Genomic DNA, 22384 nt, shown 5'->3' with positions numbered 1-22384 from the left:
GACTGCTGCGGACGTCGCGTCACGACCGCGCTATCAGATCTGGCACTGCACGCGCGGTGTCCTTTCGTCGGATGCGGCAGTGTGGGCTCTTGCACCGGCGGCCGTCTCTCATCAATCCAGGTGAGATCGTTCGCGCTGAGCGGTGACAAGCCTGGCCAACTGCAGCCGGGAACTGATGCCCAGTTTTCCGAACACGGCCCGCAGGTGGGTGGCGACGGTGTTGGGGGAGAGGAACAGCTCGGTGGCCGCGGACTTGTTGCTGTGCCCGTCGGCGACGAGGTCAGCCACGCGCCGCTCGGCACCGGTCAGCGCGCCCCAGCCCGTCTCCGGACGATGCGTGGCGGGTGCCCAGCGGCGCCGCGCACCCGCAGCGCGCACCACCGGATACAGCCGGCGCAGCTCTCCCTGGGCACCGAGCTCGTGGTAGAGCCCCGCCGCCTGATCCAGCGCCGCCAACCCCTCGGCGCGACTGCCCGCACCTAGGAGTGCCTCGCCATAGTCAGCCAGCGCCGTGGCCAGCAAGAGCGGCCTGTCGACGGGCCGTAACGTGTCGACCGCCTGACGCAGTTCGACGAGATCGTTCGTGGCGAGGCCGGTGATGTGGGCGTGGACCGCCGCAGGCACAGCCAGTCCGCTGTTGCGCTCGGCAAACGTTCTGGCCATCGACACGCTCCTCCGGGTCAAGGGGCTGTCTCCGGAAGCGCGCGCCACACGGGCCACCAACATCTGCCATTCCGGCAACCACCGCGTCCGGTGGACAGCGCCGTCTTGATCGACCTGCCGGGCGAGGTCGACGGCCCGACTGTCCTCACGGGCGACCGCCAGTACCGTCTGGAGCATCAGCAGCGCTGTCGGCCAAGCCGGATCCTCATCGAGCGGCAGCCGCTGCGCCAGGCGGACCTGCTTCTCCAGTGCCCGCAGGTCCCCCCGCAGGAAGGCGATCCAGGCCAGTCGTACACGCAGGTTCCCGGCCGCCAATCGATCCTCGGGCAGGGCGGCCAGCTTGGCCTGCGCCGACTTCCATGCTGATTCGAGATCCGCTGAGCAGCCGAGCAGGTCACCGGAGACCGGGTAGCGGCCTTCGAGGCCGGCGACCTCGGCCGAGGCCCACCGTGCCAGCCTCTCGCCCTCGTCGTCTCCGGCACGCCGCGCATCCGCGAGCACTTTGTCCACGGCCGCGCGCGCGGTCTCAACATCGCCGGAGCGTGAGTCGGCGAGCATTGCCACGGCGATGAGTCGCGCTCTGTCCCGTTCAGATAGATCCGTGCTGCCCAGGATCTGCCATGCCCGTGATCGCATCGTTTCCAGTAGCCCGAGTCGCCACAAAGGCATTGCGATCGAGACTTCTGCACGTACAAGGACGGCGGTCGCCGGAGCACGCGCGATAACGCGATCGGTGAGCGCGATCGCCTCCCGGTCGTGGCCTGTCTCGGCGAGTACGCCGACCGCGCGCGCCGCGAGTTCCGTCCACTCCGGAACTTCTGGGCCGACCAGCTCAATCGCCCTGGTGACCAATCGAGCCGCGTCGTTCGGCGCGCTTCCGCGTGTCCGCTCGGCGGCGTCGACGAGTGTCGTGGCCGCCGCGAAGTCGCCTGGCCGGGCGCCCGCGAGCAGGTGCGGGGCACATGCCACGGGGTCGCTGCCTGCGACGTGCAGTGCTTTGCTGTGCAAGGCCGCGCGTATCGAGGGGGGAAGTGTCTCGTAGATGGCGCGGCGTTGAACTTCGCTCCGGAACGATATTCGCTCGCCGTCGTCGATGAGGAGGCCGACGCGGGTGACCTCGGCCAGCTCGGGCAGGACCGTCTTGCCGGGCAGACCGTCCAGCAGAGCTGAGACGGCGCCGGGGGTGAATGAGGTGCCGAGCACGGAGCCCGTGGTCACCAATCGCGCCGCGGCCTCCGGCAGCGACCGCAGCTGTTCGCCGGACCTGGCCACCAGGCGCTTGGGTATAGGCGGCTCCGTGTCGGCATCGAGCCCGTAGGCCGCCTCGGCCAGTTCGACCGCGATCAGCGGATTGCCACCGGCGCCCTCAAGCAACGCCCGCAGTGCCGGCCCTGGATCGCCGTCCAACCGGTCGCAGGCGATCTGGAGCATGGCGTCGGTAGGCAAGGGGGGTACAGCGATGGTCTTCGACGGGAGCTGCCGGGTTATTTCCGCCAAGGTACGAGACATCGGGCCGGTCACTGTGTCCCGAGTGGACACAAGCCATACGACGCGATGCCCGATGAGACGCTCCGGCAGCACGCGCAGCGCGGCCGCGGTCAGCTCGTCAGCCCAGTGGACATCTTCAAGGGCCATCAGCACAGGCTGGCGAGTGGCAGTGGTCTCCAGCAGATCGGAGATCCGGTCAAGCAGCCACGGCGGACGTTCGTAGACGGACGCGAGTTCAGCGAAGAGTTCGGCGGGGACGAGCGGGTGTTGACCCGTCCGCAGCGCCCAGACCAATGCCGGCAGTTGCGACGAAAGCACAGCGCTGTCACTGCGGCCGTGGCCTACGGCGAAACCGATGCGAGCGGCCTCACGGGCGGCCGCGTCGGTCAGTGCGGTCTTGCCGATCCCTTCCTCGCCGCTCAGTACCACGGCAGCGGACTGACCGGTCCCCATGGAGTACTTCAGGACTCTGGACACGACCGAGATCAAGTCCTGGCGGCCGCGCAGCGGGAACCCGTCCTGACGGCGCAATCCCGTGTTGAGCAGCTGGTCCAAAGTTGCAACACCCCTTTAGAAACCGGCCAAGCCGCGTCTCGAGTCAGCCATCGGCATCACCGCTCTCACCATCGCGGTGCCTGAGGTCGGTGACCTGGACGACGGCGAGGGTGTGGTCGCCGCGGTAGTACGAGCGGCCGGGATCGCACTCGATCCACGCGAGTGGGTTGGTCGGCTGATGGGGGAGCCGGTCGTGACGCCGGGCTCGGTGAGTGACGCGGATCAGCACCAGTGGAGCCTCGGCTGACACGGACGTGAAGGAGTTCATGGCGGCGCCCCGTGGGCTGTCCTCGCCGTCGTAGGTGACGGCCATAGCGAAGCGGACATGCATGCGCGTCCCAGAGCGGCACACGCGATGAGGTATGTCGTCGCGGGCCGGACTGTAGCGGTGAGTCCGCGAACCGACTGTGGTGTTTCGCGTCGATGGTTCACGGTCAACCTCCGCTTTGGTTGCTGATGTTGCGCGGGCCTGCCGTCGTGAGGCTGTGGCAAGGTCATCACCACATTGCTTTCCTCCACATCACGTGAACAGGTGAGGTGGTGTGGGGCGCGCCGGGGGTGCGCTGTCTAGGTGGTCACCGGCGTGGTCATCGGTGTGATCCGGTCAACGGGGCTTTGCGGACACCCTCAGTTCGGCGGCGACCTGTCTTTCGGAGTAAACGGTGCCCATGAGGCGAGCCACAGGGTGCTCGGCCTGGGGCAGCGCCGCCCAACCGACTGCCGGGCCGGGCTCGGTGGCGGTCCAGTGCCACGACTTGAAGCCACGCGGCTGCGTTAGGGCTGCGGCTCGTGCGGGAAGAGGTCGCCGAACATGGGCAGCCCGCTGCTCGATTCGCCACGGGTGACTTCGTCCTGCCAGACGTCCCAGTGTTCGGCGAGCTTGCCGTCCTGCATGCGTACGACGTCGGTGGTGATCAGAGACCTGGGGCTGCCGTTGCCGCTGAACCGGCCGTAGAGCATCACGTAGTCTCCCTCGGCCACGACGGTCTGGTTCTCGTACCGCAGGGTGCCGGGAAGGGACTGCACGAGATCGAACAGTCCCTGGCGCCCGGGCCCGATGTGGGCGCTGTGCTGCACGTACTCGGCGGACCAGTACTGCTCAGCCGAAGTGAAGTCACGCTTGTTGAAGAGCGCGTCGAAAGCCTTGAGGACAACGTCCTTGTTCTGCTGCGGTGTTGTGCTCATGGTGCACCTTCCGTGTGTGTCCTGCCGAGCGGCGCTAGTGAGCCCCGGCAGACTGGTGGCTATGGCGTTCACGTTTTCTGGTGTGATCGCACCAGAATTCGACTGTAGCAAACGGTGCGCTATTATGGTCCAACCACGCCAGAAAGTTTGTGGGTCGTCTTCCGAGGGAGCCGCGATGCCGGACGTTGTACGCCGGGGCAGGCCGCCCGCCTTCAACCGCGCAGCGGCGATCGACCGGGCGATGGTGCTGTTCTGGGAGCGCGGATATGAGGGGACGTCCTATGCCGCGCTGACGGCGGCGCTCGAAATTAGCTCGTCCAGTCTTCAGAATGCCTTTGGTTCGAAGGAGCAGCTGTTCCAGGAGGCGGTTTCCCACTATCTGAATGATTCGGTCGAGTGGATCTCCGACGCGCTCGACGTCGGGACTGACGCGTTCGCCGCGTTCGAAGCCATGCTGCAGGCGGCTGCCGTGGCGTTCGCCGCCGATGATCACCCGAGGGGCTGCCTGGTTTCACTGGCAGCCACCCAGATTTCGCCGGACCTGGAGTCGGTCGGCCGGTTCGCTGCTGAGGCTCGCGGTCAGGTGGATCGCACGCTGGCGAACCGTATCCGCCGTGGCATCCACGAAGGAGACCTTCCGGTGGATACCGACGCGGACGTGCTCGGCATCTACTTCGCGACCGTGCTGCGCGGCATGGCGATCCAGGCTCGAGACGGAGGCTCAGTGAAGACCTTGCAGGCTGTGGGCCGGCTCGCCATGAAATGTTGGCCCCGGCGCTGATCGGGAACGGTTCGCGCGGTGGCTGCCGGCGGGGTTGAAGGCCTTGGGTCCCGGCGACCACTGGACTGTAGCTCTTCCTGGCGTGGCGCCGAGTGTGCCTGAAACGAGCCGGTCGACGGGTACTGCTTGGCGTGCGCGAACATCGCTCCGTGCTGTCGTGGATGCCGGAAGTCTCACCTTGGGGCCGTAGCGTTCAGGGCCAGGTCTAGCAGTGTCTCGGCCGCACGCCGAGCGTCCGTGAAGGCTTCCGGGTCGTCGCAGGAGGCGGCGAGCGCGTTGGCGCCCTCGTAGAGCACGGCCAGTTGCCGGCCCAGGGCCTCCGGGTCGGCCGCTCCGGCCTCCGCGGCGGTGGCCACGAGGCGGTCGCGGAAGGCCTTCTTGTGCCGCTGCGCGAGATGGGCGATCTCGGGCAGTTCTCCGGCGCTGTCGACGACGGCGTTGTGGAACGGGCAGCCGCGGATGACCGCCGCCGGGCCCCCGTCGATCGGGGCGAAGATCGCCAGCAGTCGCTGTACCGGTGTCAGATCGGTGCGTTCCAGCTCCGTCTCGGCGAGGACTGGCGTCTCTTTCTCGAACCGGCGCAGGTACTCCTCCACCAGCGCGTTCTTGGTCGGGAAGTGCACATAGAAGGTTCGCGGCGACACATGCGCGGCCTCCATCAGCGCTGCCACGCCGGTCGCGTGGATACCGCGCGCGTAGAAGAGCTCCCCGGCCGCCCGCAGGATGCGCTCCCGGGCGCCGCGTCCGCCGCGGGCGGCCCCAGTGGTCGTTGCCTCAGTCTCCATACCCGCAAGTATAGCGACCGCTTTACATCCGTCGAGGGAGGGAGTAGCTTCAGCGTCATCGAAGTAAAGCGATCGCTATACATCGGTCGCAGGACATCGATGGCGCTCAGTGGCCGACCAGCGGTTTCCGTGCGCCGGAGCATCCATCCCGGCCCGTGCGGGGCCGACCCCGAAGGGAGAGTCCGATGACTCAGCTCTACGCACAGGCACCCGTCAAGACGGTGTCCGCCGGCAACGGCATCGAGTACGCGTACCGAGAGGTCGGCGACGGTGACGAGGGCGGGGTGCCGCTGGTTCTGCTCATGCACTTCCGGGGCAACCTCGACTACTGGGATCCCGCCCTGGCCGATGCCCTGACCGAGGGCCGGCGCGTCATCGCCTTCGACAACACCGGCGTCGGCGGGTCCAGCGGCACCACGCCCAGCACGGTCGCGCAGATGGCGCTGGAGGCCATCGCCTTCCTCGACGCCCTGGACCTGGCGCAGGCCGACATCCTCGGCTTCTCCCTGGGCTCCTTCGTGGCCCAGGAGATCGCGCTGATCCGGCCCTCGCTGGTACGGCGCCTCGTGCTCGCCTCGGCGGCACCCCAGGGCGCACCCGGTATGCACGGGTGGGCGAAGTGGGTCATCGACTCGGTGGGCGGCCCGGAGGTCGTTCCCTCCCTCGTGCTCGACGTCTTCTACACCCGCTCGGCCGGGAGCCGTTCCGCCGGCGAGCAGGCCATGCAACGCATGTTCACCCGGGCCGAGTTCGACACGCCCACCAGCTGGCAGACGCGCCAGGCGCAGTACGACGCGGTCACCGCCTGGGGAATCCCCAACGTCGCGCTCCTTCAGCGGGTGACCGCGATCCAGGTACCCGTGTTCGTCGCGGGCGGCGACAGCGACCCGATGATCCTCCCCCGCTACTCCCACCTGCTCGCCGGGCTCATCCCCGACGCGGAGATCAAGATCTACCCGGACGCGGCACACGGCTTCCTCTTCCAGCACCACGAGGAGTTCGCGGGTGACGTCAAGGAGTTCCTCGACCGTGCATGAACAGCCCGACGACAACATCAACCACCAGACCACATGCAGTGATTGACAGGAGACCCCCATGTCCACCAACACCAACTCCGGCCTCGGTTATGACGTGTTCGTCGCGGACCCGCTGCCCATGGCCGGTCCCGGAATGCTCCCGAACGCAGAACCCCGCACCTTCCAGCCCATCGCGGTCACCCTGATCCACGGCACACAGGACGCCGTGCTCGTCGACCCGCCGCTCACCCTCGACCAGGCACAAGCGGTCGGAGACTGGGTCCAGGCGAGCGGGAAGCGCCTGACACACATCGTCGTCACCCACGGCCACGGTGACCACTGGTTCACCGCCGGGGTACTGGCCGAACGCTTCGGCGCCCAGGTGATCGCCACCGCAGGCGCCATCGCACAGATGCACAACAACGTGTACGCCCGGGAGGTCCTCTGGGACGTCCTGTGGCCCGGCCAGATCCCCCCGTCACCCGTCACGGCCGTCGCGGCTCCCGGCAACCGCCTCACCCTCGAAGGCCACGACGTCAGCCTCGTGGAAGTGGGACACGCGGACAGCGACGACAGCGCGGTCGTGCACGTGCCGGACCTGGACCTCGTGGTCGCCGGCGACGCCATCTACAACGGCGTCCACGTCTACCTCGGCGAGTCCGCCGACGGCGACTTCGGCCCCTGGCGCCAGGCCATCGACACCGTCGCCGCGCTGGCACCACGCCACATCGTGGCCAGCCACCAGAACAAGAACCTCGACGACGACGCCCCGCGCCTCCTCACCGAGACCCGCCGCTACCTCGACGACGCCGAGGCCGCGCTCGCCACGCACGACACCCCGGAGGCGTTCTTCCAGACGCTGCTCGACCGCTACCCGGAACACATCGGCACGACCGTCCTCTGGGTCAGCTCCCGCGCCCTCTACCTCGCACGCGAAGGCGGCGACCCCGTACAGAACCTCGTCGCGGCCTGGCGGCAGTAGCCCGGCCGGCTTGTCGGCCTACCGGCCTGTCGGCAGCAAGCCGACAGGCCGGGGCCCACCCGCAACACAACTCCCCACGAATGGACGGCGTCGCATGAGCGACCTGCTGAATCTCGTTCTCGAGGCCCACGGCGGCCTCCCCCGCTGGCAAGAGGCTCAGACCATCCGCGCCAAGGGCTCCCTGGGCGGGCTGCTGTGGCCCATGCGTGGCCAGGAGGGGATCTTCGCCAAGGCCGACATGACCGTCGACGTACAGCGACAGCACCTGGTCTACCAGGGTTTCACCAGCCCGGAACTGCGTGGGGTGTTCACCCCCGACCACGTCACGATCGAGAAGCGGGACGGCGAAGTCGTAGCCGAACGCACCGCTCCCCGCGAGGCCTTCGCCAGCCACGGCCCGGACACTCCCTGGGACGAGCTCCACGCGCTGTACTTCGCGGGCTACGCGATGTGGAACTACCTCACGGCCCCGTACCTGCTCACCCGCCCCGGCGTCGTGCTGGAGGAGGTGGAGCCGTGGCAGACGGACGGTACGACCTGGCGACGGCTCCGCGCCACCTTCCCCGACGACATCGCCACGCACAACACGGAACAGGTCTTCTCCTACGACAGCGACGGCCTCCTGCGACGCCACGACTACGCGCCCGACGTACTCGGCCGCCCCAGCGCCGCGCACTTCACCGAACAGCACATCACGGCATCGGGACTGGTCTTCCCCACCCACCGGTACGTCGTGCCCGCCCCAGAAGACGGACGCGCGCTCAAGGAACCGGTCCTGATCTCCATTGACCTCACCGAGATCTCCGTCGACTGACGCAAGCAAGCCCGACTTCACCCTGACGTCCCTCCGGGGACTGGCCAAGGAGCAATGACCATGCGCGTTTCGAACGTAAGACGGACGCTTCTTTCGGCGGCCATCGCCGGGTTGGCGGCTCTGTCCCTCACCATCTAACCGGCCGCCGCCACCTTCCCCGCCTCCCATCCCCGCATCCTCGTCGAGTACGACCGTGGGTCTGGGCAGCAGCCGGAGAACGTGGTCGTGACCCCCAACGGCAAGCTGAACGTTGTCCTGGCCCAATCCGCACAAATAGAGGAGGTGTCACCGGGCGGCCACCGACGACTGCTGGCCTCCCTCCCGCAGCCCGCCGACGGTGGCGTCAACACCCCGTCGCTCGGCTTCAGCCTCGCCACCGGACTGGTGCGCACCGACGACGGCACCCTGTACGTCAGATACGCGGCCGGCGACGACTCCCTCACGGGCATCTGGCGCATCCGGCCCGGCGGCAAGCCTCAGCGCATCATCCCGCTCAGCACCGCAAGCTTCCCCAACGGCATGGCACTGGACGAGCGCACCGGCCGGCTCTACATCGCCGACTCCACCCGCGGAATCATCTGGCGCGCCCCCATCACCGGCGGAACCCCCACCGCCTGGGCCTCCGGCGCGGACTACGAACCGAGCGGCCTGCTCGGCGTCAATGGTCTCAAGCTGCACAACGGCGCGGTGTGGGTGTCGAACCTCGACCAGGGGCGGCTGCTTCGCGTGCCGGTCACGCCGGACGGCAGCGCAGGTCCGGCGCAGACCAAGGCGTCGGGGCTCACGTCGTTGGACGACTTCGAGTTCGTCGGCGACACCGACGACGTCGTAGGCACTCTCAACGCCGCCAATGAGGTCGCCCTGATCCACCCCGAGAACGGCAGCCACTCGACCATCCTCACCGGCGAAGACGGCCTGCGAGGGCCGACCTCGCTCGCCTTGCGCGGCAACAAGCTCTACGTCCTCAGCGCCGCCTTCGTCATCGAGGACGGAAAGCCCAACATCCTCACTGCCAACTTCCACCGCACACACCACCACTAGAAGAGAGACGACGACCCGGCCGCGCCTTGCCTCCCCCAGAGGCTGCCGGCCGGGCCGTCGGCCATCTCCACGCCGAACGGGGATGGGGGCAAGGGTTCGATCCGGCGTGATTGACCACCTCGCGACCGCCGGCTGGGACAACGAGCCCGGACTCGGCGCCTAGGACTCGGTGTCGCGGCGGGCGAGCAGGCATGGTTCGACCACGCCGAGGCCGCGCACCGGGCGCTGCCACATCGGCTGGAGGGCGAAACGGTAGGAGGGCGGTTCCTCGCCCTCCTACTCCGCTGCGGTCGCTGCTGCGGCGGCCTCCGCCTCGGAGGCGGGCATGTCGCCGGTGCGGACCAGTTCCTCCGCGAAGGTCCCGTCGACCGGCACGTCGTGCCCGTTCTTCAGGACGGGCAGGTTCTGGCAGAACCAGTCCTGAACTCCATCGACTTCAGCGAGAACTCCGTCGCCTGACGACGGGTAAGCCCTACATGGGATCGGGCAGTGCGTCACCTGTGGTGTGCGCCCCGGGCTCGGCTTCCGCGAAGAGCTCGACTGAACGTCGCACGATCGACCAGGGAGCCTTCTCTGATGATCGGATCGCCGGTCTGGGTGATGGGAATGTGCCAGGCCCTGAGGCGAGGGTGCGCGCACCGGCAGCGCTGGGTCGGAACGGCAGCTGCCTGTCGGCGACTCCGCTGAAGGAAGTCCGGTCCGCCGACATGGCCGCCTGGGGCGCTGGCATGTGGATACGGCCGTGGCTGACTGCCTGCGGTTGGAGGTTCTGCTCTGCCCCCGGGGGGCGAATTCCAGAGGTCGTCGGAGCCCGGGGGAGTCTCAGGAGGAGTCAGTGGTCGTCGGCTGTCGGGGCGTCGTGCAGGTGGCTGTGGGCCTCGTGAACGGCGGCGCGCCCAGCTTCCAGTGCGGTCTCGAGGAGGTCGCCCTGGCGGGCCAGGCGGCCGACAGGCGGTGTGCCCGGGGCAGGGCGGACTGAGACGATCGCCGGGTGGTGCGCCAAGTAGGCGTCGTCTTCGGCCAGGCGCGCTTGGCGGTCGACGAACACTTGGCGCAAGGCTGCGGACTCACGGCGCAGCAGAGTCCTGGCGATGACCGGGGCAGAGCGCGAAGGGCGCGCCGCGTCGATCGCACGCCGGGATCGCAGCACCAGGACATGAGTCGCGCCCTGGGACAGCGCGGTCCGGTAGGGCACGGATTCGGAGACGCCCGCGTCGTAGAACCGGCGCCCGCGCAGCATCACGGGATCGCCGGCCAGGAGCGGCAGGGCAGCGCTGGCCCGCAGCGCCAGGCGGAACTCCGCGGCGTCGCCGATGAAGGGCTGCAGGTCGGTGGACTGCCCGGTAGCGGCGTCGGTGGCCAGCGGGTGGTATTCGACATCGCTGGCCAGGATCGAGGCAAAGTCCATCGGCGCGAAGTCCTGGTCGCCGTATCGGTAGAGCACTTCGTAGAAGGTGTACAGGTCTACGAGCGGTCGCCCGCGCAGAGGGTTGGAGTGCCGGATCGCCGTTCTGGCGTAGCGGGGATCTGCCCAGAAGCGGAGCGACTGCGGGCTGCTGCTCAGCAGCCACGCTCCGGACGCGGCGCCGGCAGAGGCGCCGTAGACGGCGTCGAAGCCGTTGGTCAGGCCGAGTTCGTGCAGCGCCAGCGCCATTCCGCCGGCGATGATGCCGCGCATCCCGCCGCCCTCGATGGCCAGCGCGACGCGGTGTCCGTCGGCGCGTGCGCCCGGACGGCTGTCGGCCTGCGCGCGCTCGGTGAGCACACGCCAGACCTGGTGTGGCCCCTCGGACTCTGGCATCGCAGCAGGTGTGGAGTTCATCGCGGTCAAGGCTCCAGGGGCGGCTCGGGGGTGGAATCTGTGTGCAGGGCCGAGGCGGCGCGGGGTTGGCGTCGCCCCGGTATCGCTCGGCTGCTACGGGCAGGTCTTGCTGGCGATGGCGGCCTCGGCCGAGTGCCACAGGGTGCGGCGGTTCGCCCAGCCAGGGCTCAGTTCGGTCATCCGGGCGACGGTGCCAGGGGCGGTGGTCTCCTCGGCGAACGCCTGGAGATCAGCGTGCGAGTTGAGGGTAGAGCGCGCCGAGGTCACCGGACAGGCCGGCCTTGACCTGGCGGGTCATCTCGTCGGCCAGTACCTCATAGGCGTCGGCTTCGACCCCGTCCAGGGCCAGCGCGGCGACGCTTGCAGGGGAGGACTTGGGGGCATCGATGTGGGCGGCCAGGTCGGTGTCGACGAAGCCGACGTGTAGACCGGTGACATTGATGCTGCGGGGCTTGAGGTCCAGGCGCAACGAGTTGGACTGAGACCAGAACGCGGCCTTGGACGCGCTGTAGGAGCCGCCGAGGGCGATCCAGGACACAACCGAGTGCACGTTGAGCAGGTGGCCGCCGCCGTTGGCCTCGATGATCGGGACAAAGGCCCTGGTGGCGAGCAGCGGTCCGTAGAAGTTGGTCTCGAAATCGCGGCGCGTGTCCTCGATCGGCGACGTCAAGTAGGAGGCGGCGACGGCCGTGCCCGCGTTGTTGACCAGGATCGTGACGTCCGGCGCGGCCGCCGCGGCGGCGGCCACCGAAGCCGGGTCGGTGACCTCAAGCGCCAGCGGGACGGCGTCGGGGTGGGTGACGGTCCTCGGATCGCGGGCGGTGGCGTACACCTTCTTGGCACCCCGCGTGTACAGGTCCTCGACCAGTGCCTTGCCTATCCCTCGGCTGCCGCCGGTGACCAGGACGGTCGAGCCTGCGATTGCGGTCATGGACCTACTCCTCACACATTGAAAACCGATCGGTTTCAGCCCACGGTAAACCGATCGGTTTCCATGAGCAAGCCAGCGACGTACTCTGGCCGGTATGACCGTGAGTTCCCCCGCCCTGACCGCTGCGCCGCCCGCGGCGGCTGTCGCACCCCGCGAGCGGCTGCTGGACGCCGCAGCGCTGCTCTTCTACCAAGAGGGCGTTCATGCGGGAGTCGAGGCGCTGTGCCGGGCGGCCGGAGTGTCCAAGCGGTCGATGTATCAGCTGTTCACCAGCAAGGACGAAGTCCTGGCCGCGAGCCTGGAACGCGCGGCGCTGACCTACTGGGAGGCGCTGAGCCCGCGCAACGACGACCGCGCGCCGCGCGCCCGCATCCTGCACGTCTTCGAGCAGTTGGAGGCGCTGTCCGGCTCACCGACCTACCGGGGCTGCCCGCTGGTGGCCACCGCAGTCGAACTGAAGGACCCCGAGCACCCGGCCAGCGCGGTGGCTCGGCGTTTCAAGGACGGGCTCACCAACTATTTCCATGAGGAGGCTCTGCGGGCGGGCGCCCCGGACCCGAATCAGCTCGCGAGCCAACTCACTGTCGTCTTCGACGGATCCAGCGTAAGTGCTGTCGTACAGGCTCAGCCCCTGCGGGGCTTGGCGGTCACCACAGCGACCACGCTGTTGGACGCGGCGGGCCTGCGGTAAGAGCCTGGCCGCCGCGGCATCGCGGACACGAGGTGCCGCCGGGGGCCGTCGAGCGTCCGCGGCCCGTCTGCGGCACCTCCTCGTCCGCACCGGCGTGGTCCGCGGTGACTCTGGTGAGGAAGTCTCCGCGGTGGAGGGAGGCGATTCCGTCGGCCGGCCCGGTTCGCGACAGCATCGTCTGCGGCGTCGAGGGGGCAGGGCATCGGCCCATTCCCCAGGCCCTTCGCTGCGCATCAGACCACCGGCTCTCGTCGACGCAGGTCCTTGCGTAGGATCTTGCCGGCCGGGGACTTCGGGATCTGGTCAAGAAACTCGACCAGCCGGACCTTCTTGTACGGCGCGACCCGGGCTGCGACGAACGCCTGGACCTCGTCGGCATCCAGGCCGGGGTGGGTGTCACGGCGCACGACGAACGCCTTGGGTACTTCCTCTCCCTCGTGGTGCACCCCCACCACCGCGGCGTCGGCGATCCCGCCGTGCGTGAGCAGCAGGGCCTCCAGCTCGGCGGGGGCGACTTGGTGTCCCCGGTACTTGATCAGCTCCTTGAGCCGGTCCACGACGTGGAAGACGCCGTCGGCGTCAACGGTCACCATGTCGCCGGTGTGCAGGAAGCCGTCGGCGTCGACGGTGGCCGCGGTCGCCTCGGGGTTGTTGAGGTAGCCGCGCATGATGTTGGGGCCGCGGCACCACAGCTCGCCCCGACCTCCGGGCGCGGTGTCTTCTCCGGTGACGGGGTCCACCACCCGGGCCTGAAGGTTGGGCATCAGCATGCCGACCGATCCCCGGTCGAGGTCGGGCCGTGCCACGGGGATGCCGTGAGTGGTGGGACTCGACTCGGTCAGGCCATAACCCTGGACCACGACAGCGTCCAGCCGTTTCGCGAGCGCCTGCGCCAGGTCGCGGTCCAGCGGGGCGGCCGCGCTCATGATCAGCTTGACGCTGCTGAGGTCGTACTCATCCAGCTGGGGACAGCTGAGCAGGGCCAGGGCAATGGGAGGCACGATGTAGAGGTGGTCGATTCGGTGCTCTTCGACCGTGGCCAGGAACCTCAAGAGGTCGAACCGCGGCATGGTGACGATCCGGGCTCGCTGGTACAAGGTGCCGTTCATGAGGCCCGTGATGCCGTAGATGTGGAACAGCGGCAGCACGGCGAGCACCCGAGAGTCGGGACCCAGGAGGTTGAGCGGTTGGGTCTGCAGCACACTGGCCACCAGGTTGCGGTGGGTGAGCATGACACCCTTGGGCAGGCCAGTGGTGCCCGAGGAGTAGGGCAGCGCGGCAAGGTCATCCCCGCCGAGTGCAACCCTTGGGGCCGGGGCGGTGCTCGCCAGGAGCTCGTCGAAGCCGGTTTCACGAACCGGGCCGGGCGTGACCTGGGCCGGGCCGAGCACGATGATCTCCTCCACCCGGACCTTGTCCTCGGCCACCGCGGCGCGCGCCCGGTCCAGGGTGTCGGCAGACGAGAACAGCACCCGGGCGCCGGAATCGCGCAGCTGATGGGCCAGTTCGGCCGGCGTGCAGAGCGCGTTGGCCGGTGAGCAGACTGCGCCGGCGCTCAGTACGCCATGGAAGACCGCTGGGTAGTCGGGGCAGTTGGGGGAGAAGACGGCGGCCACGTCGCCGCGGCCCAGACCGCGCTCGGCCAAGCCGGCCGCGACCCGGCCGACGGCGGCGGTCAGCTGCCCGTAGGTGTACCCGTGATGGGAGGTGCCGATGACGGCAGGGCGGTCGGCGTCCTCGGGGCCGAGCTGGGCGAACAGGAACTCCGGCAGGGAGACCTCCGGGATGATGATGTCCGGGTAGGGACTGCGGATGATCATCGGTACTCCTCGGCTCTGGGCAGTCAGCGTGCGGACGTGGGCGCGGGTCGGGGCTCCTTCGGCAGGCCGAGCACCAGCTCCCCGACGATGCCGCGTTGGATCTCGGAGGAGCCGGCGTAGATCGTGCCGGCGAGGGCGTTGAGGTAGACGCTGGTCCAGGACGCGGACGAGTTCGGCGCGCCGGGGTCGTCGGTGTGGAACCAGTTCGGCGAGGGCCGGCCGGCGGGCGTCAGCGCGTCCAGGCCGAGGACGTCCACGGCCAGCTCGGTGGCCCGCTGGTGGTACTGGCTCCAGAGCAGCTTGAACGCGGCGGCGGCGGGCCCGGGTTCCTCGCCTGCGATCAGCGTGGCGGCGGTGCGCAGGCCATGGCAGCGCAGTTGCTCGACTTGAACGTGGCACCAGGCGATCCGGCGTCGGATGTCGGGGTCGTGGTGCAGATCGCGCTCGCGGACCAGCTCGATCAGCCGGTCCAGTTCGTTGCGGAAGCGGATCGGCGCCTTGAGCGCGGTGGCGCCGCGCTCGAAGCCCAGCAGCGTCATCGCCACAGCCCAGCCGCGGTCGACCTCTCCCACGACCAAGCCGAGTTCTGTTGTCGCGTCGTCGAAGAAGATCTCGTTGAAGTCCGCCTCGCCGTTGAGGTTGCGGATCGGGCGGATGTCGATGCCGCGCTGGTCCAAGGGAACCAGGAGCATGCTGATACCGCGGTGCGCCGGGGCGTCGGGGTTGGTCCGCGCCAGGACGAACGCCCAGTTCGCCCTGTGCGCGCCGGAGGACCACAGCTTCTGCCCGTTCAGTACCCACTGCGCGCCGCGCGGTTCGGCCCGCAGGGAGAGCGAGGCCAGGTCCGATCCGGCGCCCGGCTCGGAGAAGCCCTGTGCGAATACGTACTCGCCGGAGGCGATCCTCGGGAGAAACCGGCGCAGGAGGGCCGGGTCGCTCCAGCGCAGCATGGTGTTGCCCAGCATGGTGATGCCGAACTCGTCGTTGTCCGAGCCGGAAGGGACGCCGGCTGCGGTGAGCTCCTCGATGACGACGGCCAGTTCGGCCGGTCCGAGGCCGGCGCCGCCGTACTCCTGCGGCCACGCCGGGGCTACCCAGCCGCGCGCGGCGAGCGCGGCCCGCGTCTTGTGTTGGAACGTCTCGCGCTCGATCGCATCGAGGGCGCCGATCCCCCGCCAGTCCGGCGGGACCAAGTCCGCCACGAATGCCTGGACCGAGGCGCGGAAGGCCGCGGCCGGCTCGCTGCCTTGGGGTTCCACCAAGACCTCCTGGTGTCTTCTGTAGGCGAATGACCAGAACAGTTGCGTAGATAGACTGACTAGTCAATGCTGGGCGCCATGGATTTCCCCCCGAGGTGAGGAGGACCCCGATGCGCTTCGCGCCAACCGACGAACAGCTCGAACTGGGCCGTACCGCGCAGCGGTTGCTCGCCGCCCACGCTCGCAACAACGTCCTTCCTCCGCCATGGGACGCGATCCCTCAGACCCTTGACCGTGAGCTGCAGGCCTCGCTCGCCGAACTCGGACTGCTCGGCCTGGGCGTGCCCGAGCGGCGGGGCGGCTCGGGCGGCGGGATTGCGGACTTGTGTGTCGTGGCCGAGCAGGTGGGGTCGGCCCTGCCGGTCCTTCCCTTCACCGCCACCGCGGCCGTCGCCGCCGTACTGGCCGAGCGCCCCGAAAGTCCCGCCATCCGGTCCGCGCTGACGGGGGTCGTGGACGGTTCCGTCATCGCCGTACCTGCCTGGGAGACTTTCCCGGCCGACATGGTGCCCGGCCGCCGCGCGGGCTCACTGAGCTTGACCGGCATGACGGTGGACGGCGTGCTGGCGGCGGTGCCGTTCGGCCTCGACGCCGACCTGCTGCTTGCTTTCGCCGACGATGCCGGCGCCCGACCGCGGCCGGTGCTCGTGGAACTCGCCGAACCGACCACCGAGCGGACCCCAGTGGACTCGCTCGACGTCACCGAACCGATGGCGAGCCTGCGACTGACCGGCGCGAGGGCCCTACCGCTCGGTCCGCTCAGCGCGCACATGATCGCCCGCATGCTCACCGTGCTGTCGGCCGAGCTCATCGGTACCGGTCGACGCTCCCTGGAGGGCGCCGTGGAGTACGCCGGGCAGCGCAGGCAGTTCGGCAGGCCGATCGGATCGTTCCAGGCCATCAAGCACGTACTCGCGGACCGGTCCGTCCAGCTCGACGCCGCCCGGATGCTCGTCCAGGCGGCCGCCCACGCCCTCGACACCGAGGACACGGACGCCGACGTGGCAGCACGTACCGCGCTCGCGGCGGCGGCCGACGCGGTCGAGGCAGTGACGGCCGACGGCCTGCAGACCCATGGCGGCATCGGCTTCACCTGGGAGCACCGGTCTCACGTACTGCTCAGACGCGCCCGTGCCCGGCGGTCACTGCTCGGCTCGCCGGCCCACCGGTTCGACGTACTCGCCGACCGTCTTCTCGGATCGTCCAACCGGTCCTGATGTGTGCCTGACGGGCCGTCGTCCCACAGCGGTCGGCCCTTGGGCTGCGCCAGCATCCTGTCAGCACCACAACGCGCCATCGACTCAAAGGACTATCTGTACAACTTTCCTGTTCAGACCCCTCTATACCGGGATCTCACTACTGATTGAGGAGGCGACCAGACCATGGAGTGGACGGGCGCTCGCTACAAAGACAAACCAACGGTCGAGGTGCCGATCTGGATCGAGGCCCCACCGCAACGGGTATGGGACCTGGTCTCCGACATCGAGCTGATGCCGAGCTTGAGTACGGAGTTGCAGTCGGTGGAGTGGCTGGATCCGGAAGCACAACCCGCGCGGGGGGCCCGCTTCGTGGGGCGGAGCAGCCACGAGGCGCTGGGCGAGTGGGCCACCACCTCCCACGTTGTGGAGTACGAGCCGCCCAGAGTGTTCGCCTGGGCGGTCGAGGACCCCGAGCAACCCTCGGCGATCTGGCGATTCACCCTCGAACCCAACAACGGCGGAACGCTGTTGCGGCAGTGGATGCAGCTGGGACCGGGCCGCTCCGGTCTCTCCGTCGCGATCGACCGCATGCCGGAGAAGGAACAGAAGATCGTCTTCGTGCGGATGCGGGAGTTCGAGGTCAACATCGGCGACACCCTCATGGCGATCAAGAAGCTCGCGGAGCTCCCCGGAAAGGCGAGTGTGTGATGCGTACGTCGACCACGATCGAGGCATCCGGGGGGAACTGGTCGGAGACGGTGGACTTCGTCGTCGAGGCGGAGAAGCTGGGCATGGACATCTGCTGGGTGGCGGAGGCCTGGGGTTCCGAGGCGCCGTCGCCGCTCGGCTATCTCGCCGCCCGGACGGAGCGCATGTTCCTCGGCTCCGGGATCATCCAGCTCGCCACCCGCACGCCGATGGCCATCGCCCGAGCGGCTATCACCCTGTCGCAGATCTCCCAGGGGCGCTTCCTGCTGGGCCTCGGCCCGTCCGGCCCGCAGGTGATCGAAGGACTGCACGGCGTCCCCTTCGACCGGCCGTTGTCGCGCATGCGGGAGACCGTCGAGATCGTGCGGCACGCCGTATCGGGGGAGAAAGTCTCCTACACCGGGCGGGAGTTCCAGATCCCGCTGCCCGATGGGGGTGCCAAGCCCATGCGCCTTTCCATGCGTGCCGAGCACGAAATCCCGATCTACCTGGCGACCCTCTCGCCGAAAATGCTGCGACTGACCGGCGAGATCGCCGACGGATGGCTGGGCACCAGCTTCGTACCCGAGGGCGCCAAGGAGGCGTACTTCGACCACCTGGACGCGGGCCTCACCACCTCCGGCCGCTCACGCGCGGACTTCGACATCTGCCAGGGCGCCGAGGTGGCCTTCGCCGAGGACGAGGACGCGCTTCGGGCGATGGTGGCCGGCCGGAAGAAGGAACTGGCCTTCAGCCTGGGAGGCATGGGCTCGCAGAGCACCAACTTCTACAACAATGCATACAGCCGCCAGGGCTGGGCCGACGTCGCAGCCGAGGTGCGCGAACGCTGGCAGGCCGGCGACCGGGACGGCGCGGCCGAACTGGTCACCGACGAGATGGTCCTTGGCACCACGCTCATCGGTACCGAGGACATGGTGCGGGACCGGCTCCGGGTGTGGCGGAACGCCGGCGTCGACACCGTTCGCTTCTACCCGGCCGGCGAGACCCTGGAAGCCCGGCTCACCACCCTGGGCAGGGCTCTCGACATGGTCCGTGCCATGGAGCGTGAGCCGGTCCGGTAGGCAGGCGATCGAGGATGCCGCCCGGCAGGCTGTTTCTCAAACCCGGCCGCGTACGCGCGACGGATCGTGTGCCCAGGACCTGGCACCTGGTGGGCTGCTCGCCCCCGGCGCCTTCGGCATCACAGCGCCGATCCCACGGTGTCGCTTCCGTCCACGACCCGGTTACGCGACCACGGTCGGCTCGGCCGGCGCAGTGTGCTGCTCGCGGCGCCATACGTGGCGAACGGCTCGCAGTGCCCTGCCTCAGGCGCGCACGACTCGGCGGCAACCACGCGACCGGCGGATTCACAGATCCGAAATAATGAGTCCTATGTTGAGACCTATATGCTAGAGGCCATGAGGCGGACCTCTTTCGCGAACTGGCCGTGCTCAGTCGCGCGCACCATGGACATGCTCGGGGACTGGTGGACGCCGCTGGTACTGCGGGAAGCCGTGTACGGGATCAAGCGATTCGACATGTTCCAGCAGGAGCTCGGCATCGCTCGCAACACCTTGGCCGACCGTCTCCGCCGCTTGGTCGATGAGGGCCTGATGGAGAAGAAGGCCTACCAGCAGGAGCCAGTGCGCTACGACTACGTGCTCACTGAGAAGGGTCGCGACTTCTTCGGTGTCCTGGCTGCCATGAACGCCTGGGGCAATCGCTGGCTCAGCGACGAGCAGGGACCGCCGGTCGTCTTCCACCACGACCGCTGCGGTCACCAGGGCGACGCCGAGGTCGTCTGTGCCTCGTGCAAAGAACCGATGACCGCCGAAGACACCCACCCGCGGCTCGGCCCTGGCTATCCCCAGCACCTTGCCGAACGCCCGGAAATTCGAAGCCGCTTCACTGCCTGAGAGGGCCCAGGCCCTGAACGACGCGAGGCGGCTCGGCACGATGCCAGTTGGGCGACTTGAGCGTTGGTCCCGTGATCGTCTCCTCGCTCTGTGGTGGCAGCATTTGCGAGGGGGTTGGGTATGGCCAGGGGAGAGACAGGCTATGGATTTCTGCAAGTGATCACGGGCCTGGTCGTGCAGTGGCAGGGGCGTTACGACAGCGCCGGCCGGTGGTACCCGGAGAAGGCGCGGAACACATAACGGGGGTGGCCGGGGCTTCGGGGGCCCGGACACCCCCGGATGCTCAGGCGGTGCCGAGGGGGTTGAGGATGGCCATGCGCCAGGTGCCGTCCTGACCACGGCTGGCGACATTGGCGGTGGTGCCGGTGGCCTTCTGCCGGTTGCCGTCGGGGGTGGTGACTTCGAGGGTCCACTCCTCGCTGATCAACGCGGTGTCGGCGCCTGCCACGATGCGTGACGGGCCGTTGGACAGCTGGGCGTTGCCGGCGATCGACCCGGCGGTGTAGTCGCGCAGCGCCTGACCGGTGACGGTCTCACCGGTGACGGTACGCATGACGGCACCGGGCGCGAACAGGCTCATGACCTCATCAAGATTCCCGGAGTTCATGGCCTTCTCGAAGGCCGGGGGGAGCTGCGACGGGTCGGTAAGGGGAGTCGACATGGTCGTTCCTTCCAGAATTGGGATGTCGTGCAGATCGTTGAACAGTTGAAATGGCGGGTGCTGAGGCCCGCGTGAGAAATGTCCGCCGGGATGCGCCGTGGGCAGAGGACGGCAGCGCCGTGCTGACCGCCGCCGCAGGTTCGACGTATGGGGGCGTGGGATCGTCAGGCGTACCGTCGAAGGAAGCCGGCCAGCGCCGGGTTGACGTGGTCGGGATGAGTGAGGTTCGGCGTGTGACCGGCCCCGGTCACGGTGAGCAGCTCCTGGGTACCGGGGAGGTTCCCGGCCAGTGCCTGGCCCAACGGGTAGGGGATCGGCTGGTCCGCGTCGCCATGGACGACCAAGGCCGGCACTGTGATCTCTCCGAGCCGGCCGGTGATGTCGTCCGCCCCCATCAGCACCTGCACCGCGTCGGCGAGCCGTTCATGCGGCTGCGCCTTCCACTTCGCCAGCCACTGATCGTGGATCGCGGGCTGTCCCAGCAGCATCCCGAGCAATATCGGGGCCACTGCTTCCGGACCCGCGCCGCGGAATCCCTCCGACACACCGCGCATCTGCGCCAGCGCCTCGATAGGCCAGGCGCCCGACGTCGTGTCTATCAGCGCCAGGGCCTTGACCCGATCCGGCGCCAGCAAGGCGGCGCGCATCGACAGAAAGCCACCCTGAGAATGCCCCACCAGCGCCGCCTGCCGCACGCCCAGGTGATCCAGCAGCCCGATCAGGTCGGCGGCCGAGTCCCAGTAGGTGTGGGTCTTGCCGTCGTCCTCGGTCCGGCCGTGCAGCCGCTCGTCCCACACGACGACCCGGAAGTCCCCGGCCAGAGTCTGGATCTGATGCACCCACATGTCACGGTCCATGAGGTTGCCGTGGCTGAAGACCACGACCGGGCCCTCACCACCGCTGTCCTCGAAGTAAAGACGGGCACCGTTGACATCTGCGTACGGCATGGTTGATTTCTCCCTTCCTCCCGGCCTCACCGGGCAGTCAGAGGTTTGACCGGAAGCGGATAACGCGCTGACTGCTTGCTTAAACAGTGCGCGACGCGAGCGGCGCAGGCGAGGTACGCAGGAGACGTGCCATGGTCAAAATTGGACTCCCCGATCCGCTCGCTGTCCTGGCGGGAGGAGCTGTCAGCGCTGCGTGGCGCGGAAGGCCCCGGGAGTGGCACCCACCGTCCGCTCGAAGAACTTCCCGAAGTTGGTGGGCTCCGTGAATCCCAGCATGCGCCCGACGGACGCGACAGGAAGGCCGGTATGAACCAGCAACCGCTTGGCCTCCAGGGCAACACGGTCGTCGATGAGATCCTTCGCGGTGCGGCCCGTAGCGGCCAAACAGGCCCGCGTGAGCGTCCGCGGCGAGTAACCGAGGTGCGCGGCATACTCGGCAGCACGGCGCCTCGTGGCGAACGCGCGTTCCAGCTCGGCACGGAAGGCCCTGAACACTTCGCCGCCCGCCGCGGGATTCCATTCACCGGGATGCGGCAGCCGGGCGATGCGCACCAGCAGCGCGGCAAGAAGCTGCCGCAGCAGTTCCACGGTGAGTTCCGCCTCCGGAGCGTCCCACTCGGCCAGCGTGGCGTATTCCGCAGCTATCTCAGCCACCGCCACGGACATGGCTCGGTACTCCACCGCAGACAGTGAGAAAGCGGCAGGTGTGAGCGCCTCGTTGATGACGGCTGCACTGGCAGGCAACGGGGGCGGAAAGGCAGGCGTGAACATCACCAAGGTCGCATCAAGATCCGCGATGTCCCCCTGGGGACCGGCAGGGAAGCGCTGCACCTGACCAGGACGCAAATGGAGCAGAGTCCCCGGAGCGCATGGGTACTCGACAAAGTCGATCAACGCGGTACCCTCGCCACGGGTGACCAGGGTCAGCTGATGGAAGTCCGGACGGCTGGGCGCCGCCGCGACAGACGGCATAAGCCGTTCACGCAGCATTGCGAAAGACAAAACCTCAAGCCCCAGCCGGGGTTGATCCGGATTGTCATAGCTGACGTCGACAACATCCGGGCGTCCCAATCCAGCCATACGCCAATGATCGCAGCTACAGCTACCACACCAGCAACGAGCCTCCTTCATCTTGAAAGGC

General features: G+C 68.4%; 21 protein-coding genes and 1 pseudogene. 10 read left to right on the top strand and 12 right to left on the bottom strand.

Annotated elements, in window-relative coordinates; all coding sequences use genetic code 11:
• Positions 1-111 precede the first annotated feature (111 nt).
• The 3 genes from OG219_RS00965 to OG219_RS00955 all read right to left on the bottom strand — a co-directional run bounded on the left by OG219_RS00965 (position 112) and on the right by OG219_RS00955 (position 3891).
• Positions 112-2706 carry an AAA family ATPase gene (locus tag OG219_RS00965; protein ID WP_266821839.1) on the bottom strand — a complete coding sequence of 865 codons (2595 nt, stop codon included), beginning with the start codon at positions 2704-2706 and terminating at the stop codon, positions 112-114.
• A gap of 43 nt (positions 2707-2749) precedes the next feature.
• Entirely contained in the window at positions 2750-3037 is a 288-nt protein-coding gene (locus OG219_RS00960; protein ID WP_266821837.1) for a flavin reductase family protein, read from the bottom strand.
• A 443-nt stretch (positions 3038-3480) separates the two neighbouring features.
• Complete coding sequence (locus OG219_RS00955) at positions 3481-3891, bottom strand: nuclear transport factor 2 family protein (protein WP_266821835.1); 411 nt, start codon at positions 3889-3891, stop codon at positions 3481-3483.
• 175 nt (positions 3892-4066) lie between these two features.
• On the opposite strand from OG219_RS00955, the gene OG219_RS00950 reads away from it, so the two are divergent.
• Positions 4067-4672, top strand: a complete 606-nt coding sequence (locus OG219_RS00950) for a TetR/AcrR family transcriptional regulator (protein WP_266821833.1) — start codon at positions 4067-4069, stop codon at positions 4670-4672.
• A 173-nt stretch (positions 4673-4845) separates the two neighbouring features.
• Here OG219_RS00950 and OG219_RS00945 read toward each other — a convergent pair whose 3' ends face one another.
• Positions 4846-5457 carry a TetR/AcrR family transcriptional regulator gene (locus tag OG219_RS00945; protein WP_266821831.1) on the bottom strand — a complete coding sequence of 204 codons (612 nt, stop codon included), beginning with the start codon at positions 5455-5457 and terminating at the stop codon, positions 4846-4848.
• Between the two features lie 185 nt (positions 5458-5642).
• Between OG219_RS00945 and OG219_RS00940 the strand changes: the two genes are divergently transcribed.
• From OG219_RS00940 to OG219_RS00925, 4 genes are all read left to right on the top strand, one after another.
• The gene (locus OG219_RS00940; protein ID WP_266821829.1) at positions 5643-6494 is read left to right on the top strand and encodes an alpha/beta fold hydrolase; all 852 of its coding nucleotides are present in this window, start codon (positions 5643-5645) and stop codon (positions 6492-6494) included.
• 58 nt (positions 6495-6552) lie between these two features.
• Positions 6553-7455, top strand: coding sequence for an MBL fold metallo-hydrolase (locus OG219_RS00935; RefSeq protein ID WP_266821827.1), 903 nt, complete (start codon positions 6553-6555; stop codon positions 7453-7455).
• A 94-nt stretch (positions 7456-7549) separates the two neighbouring features.
• Complete coding sequence (locus OG219_RS00930; protein WP_266821825.1) at positions 7550-8269, top strand: hypothetical protein; 720 nt, start codon at positions 7550-7552, stop codon at positions 8267-8269.
• Between the two features lie 225 nt (positions 8270-8494).
• Positions 8495-9310 carry an SMP-30/gluconolactonase/LRE family protein gene (locus OG219_RS00925; protein ID WP_266821823.1) on the top strand — a complete coding sequence of 272 codons (816 nt, stop codon included), beginning with the start codon at positions 8495-8497 and terminating at the stop codon, positions 9308-9310.
• A 159-nt stretch (positions 9311-9469) separates the two neighbouring features.
• Here OG219_RS00925 and OG219_RS00920 read toward each other — a convergent pair.
• From OG219_RS00920 to OG219_RS00910, 3 genes and pseudogenes are all read right to left on the bottom strand, one after another.
• Positions 9470-9685 (bottom strand): annotated as a pseudogene (locus tag OG219_RS00920) (adenylate/guanylate cyclase domain-containing protein); the annotation flags it as partial.
• A gap of 457 nt (positions 9686-10142) precedes the next feature.
• Complete coding sequence (locus OG219_RS00915) at positions 10143-11111, bottom strand: patatin-like phospholipase family protein (protein WP_266821821.1); 969 nt, start codon at positions 11109-11111, stop codon at positions 10143-10145.
• 250 nt (positions 11112-11361) lie between these two features.
• Positions 11362-12063 carry an SDR family oxidoreductase gene (locus OG219_RS00910; RefSeq protein WP_266821819.1) on the bottom strand — a complete coding sequence of 234 codons (702 nt, stop codon included), beginning with the start codon at positions 12061-12063 and terminating at the stop codon, positions 11362-11364.
• A 94-nt stretch (positions 12064-12157) separates the two neighbouring features.
• On the opposite strand from OG219_RS00910, the gene OG219_RS00905 reads away from it, so the two are divergent.
• Positions 12158-12754, top strand: a complete 597-nt coding sequence (locus OG219_RS00905) for a TetR/AcrR family transcriptional regulator (protein WP_266821816.1) — start codon at positions 12158-12160, stop codon at positions 12752-12754.
• 233 nt (positions 12755-12987) lie between these two features.
• On the opposite strand, the gene OG219_RS00900 is transcribed toward OG219_RS00905, so the two are convergent.
• Both OG219_RS00900 and OG219_RS00895 read right to left on the bottom strand, forming a co-directional pair.
• Positions 12988-14574, bottom strand: coding sequence for an AMP-binding protein (locus OG219_RS00900; protein ID WP_266821814.1), 1587 nt, complete (start codon positions 14572-14574; stop codon positions 12988-12990).
• A gap of 23 nt (positions 14575-14597) precedes the next feature.
• A complete protein-coding gene (locus tag OG219_RS00895; RefSeq protein WP_266821812.1) occupies positions 14598-15833 on the bottom strand; it encodes an acyl-CoA dehydrogenase family protein in 1236 nt (411 codons plus the stop codon).
• Between the two features lie 110 nt (positions 15834-15943).
• On the opposite strand from OG219_RS00895, the gene OG219_RS00890 reads away from it, so the two are divergent.
• From OG219_RS00890 to OG219_RS00875, 4 genes are all read left to right on the top strand, one after another.
• The gene (locus OG219_RS00890; protein ID WP_266821810.1) at positions 15944-17050 is read left to right on the top strand and encodes an acyl-CoA dehydrogenase family protein; all 1107 of its coding nucleotides are present in this window, start codon (positions 15944-15946) and stop codon (positions 17048-17050) included.
• 165 nt (positions 17051-17215) lie between these two features.
• The gene (locus tag OG219_RS00885; RefSeq protein ID WP_266821808.1) at positions 17216-17740 is read left to right on the top strand and encodes an SRPBCC family protein; all 525 of its coding nucleotides are present in this window, start codon (positions 17216-17218) and stop codon (positions 17738-17740) included.
• A complete protein-coding gene (locus OG219_RS00880; RefSeq protein ID WP_266821806.1) occupies positions 17740-18801 on the top strand; it encodes an LLM class flavin-dependent oxidoreductase in 1062 nt (353 codons plus the stop codon). Before OG219_RS00885 ends, OG219_RS00880 begins: the two co-directional genes overlap by 1 nt.
• Before the next feature lie 336 nt (positions 18802-19137).
• Positions 19138-19635, top strand: a complete 498-nt coding sequence (locus OG219_RS00875; RefSeq protein ID WP_266821804.1) for a helix-turn-helix domain-containing protein — start codon at positions 19138-19140, stop codon at positions 19633-19635.
• A gap of 283 nt (positions 19636-19918) precedes the next feature.
• On the opposite strand, the gene OG219_RS00870 is transcribed toward OG219_RS00875, so the two are convergent.
• The 3 genes from OG219_RS00870 to OG219_RS00860 all read right to left on the bottom strand — a co-directional run bounded on the left by OG219_RS00870 (position 19919) and on the right by OG219_RS00860 (position 22323).
• Positions 19919-20296 (bottom strand): nuclear transport factor 2 family protein, encoded by a 378-nt coding sequence (locus OG219_RS00870; protein WP_266821802.1) that lies wholly within the window; start codon positions 20294-20296, stop codon positions 19919-19921.
• 164 nt (positions 20297-20460) lie between these two features.
• Positions 20461-21243 (bottom strand): alpha/beta fold hydrolase, encoded by a 783-nt coding sequence (locus OG219_RS00865; protein WP_266821800.1) that lies wholly within the window; start codon positions 21241-21243, stop codon positions 20461-20463.
• Positions 21244-21426: 183 nt separating this feature from the next.
• The gene (locus tag OG219_RS00860; protein ID WP_266821798.1) at positions 21427-22323 is read right to left on the bottom strand and encodes an AraC family transcriptional regulator; all 897 of its coding nucleotides are present in this window, start codon (positions 22321-22323) and stop codon (positions 21427-21429) included.
• Positions 22324-22384 lie beyond the last annotated feature (61 nt).

Origin of the sequence: Streptomyces sp. NBC_00038, assembly GCF_026343635.1 — a bacterium.
Classification (GTDB): domain Bacteria; phylum Actinomycetota; class Actinomycetes; order Streptomycetales; family Streptomycetaceae; genus Streptomyces.
The sequence above is the reverse complement of the archived record's forward strand: the minus strand, read 5'-3'. Positions and strand labels throughout refer to the sequence as shown.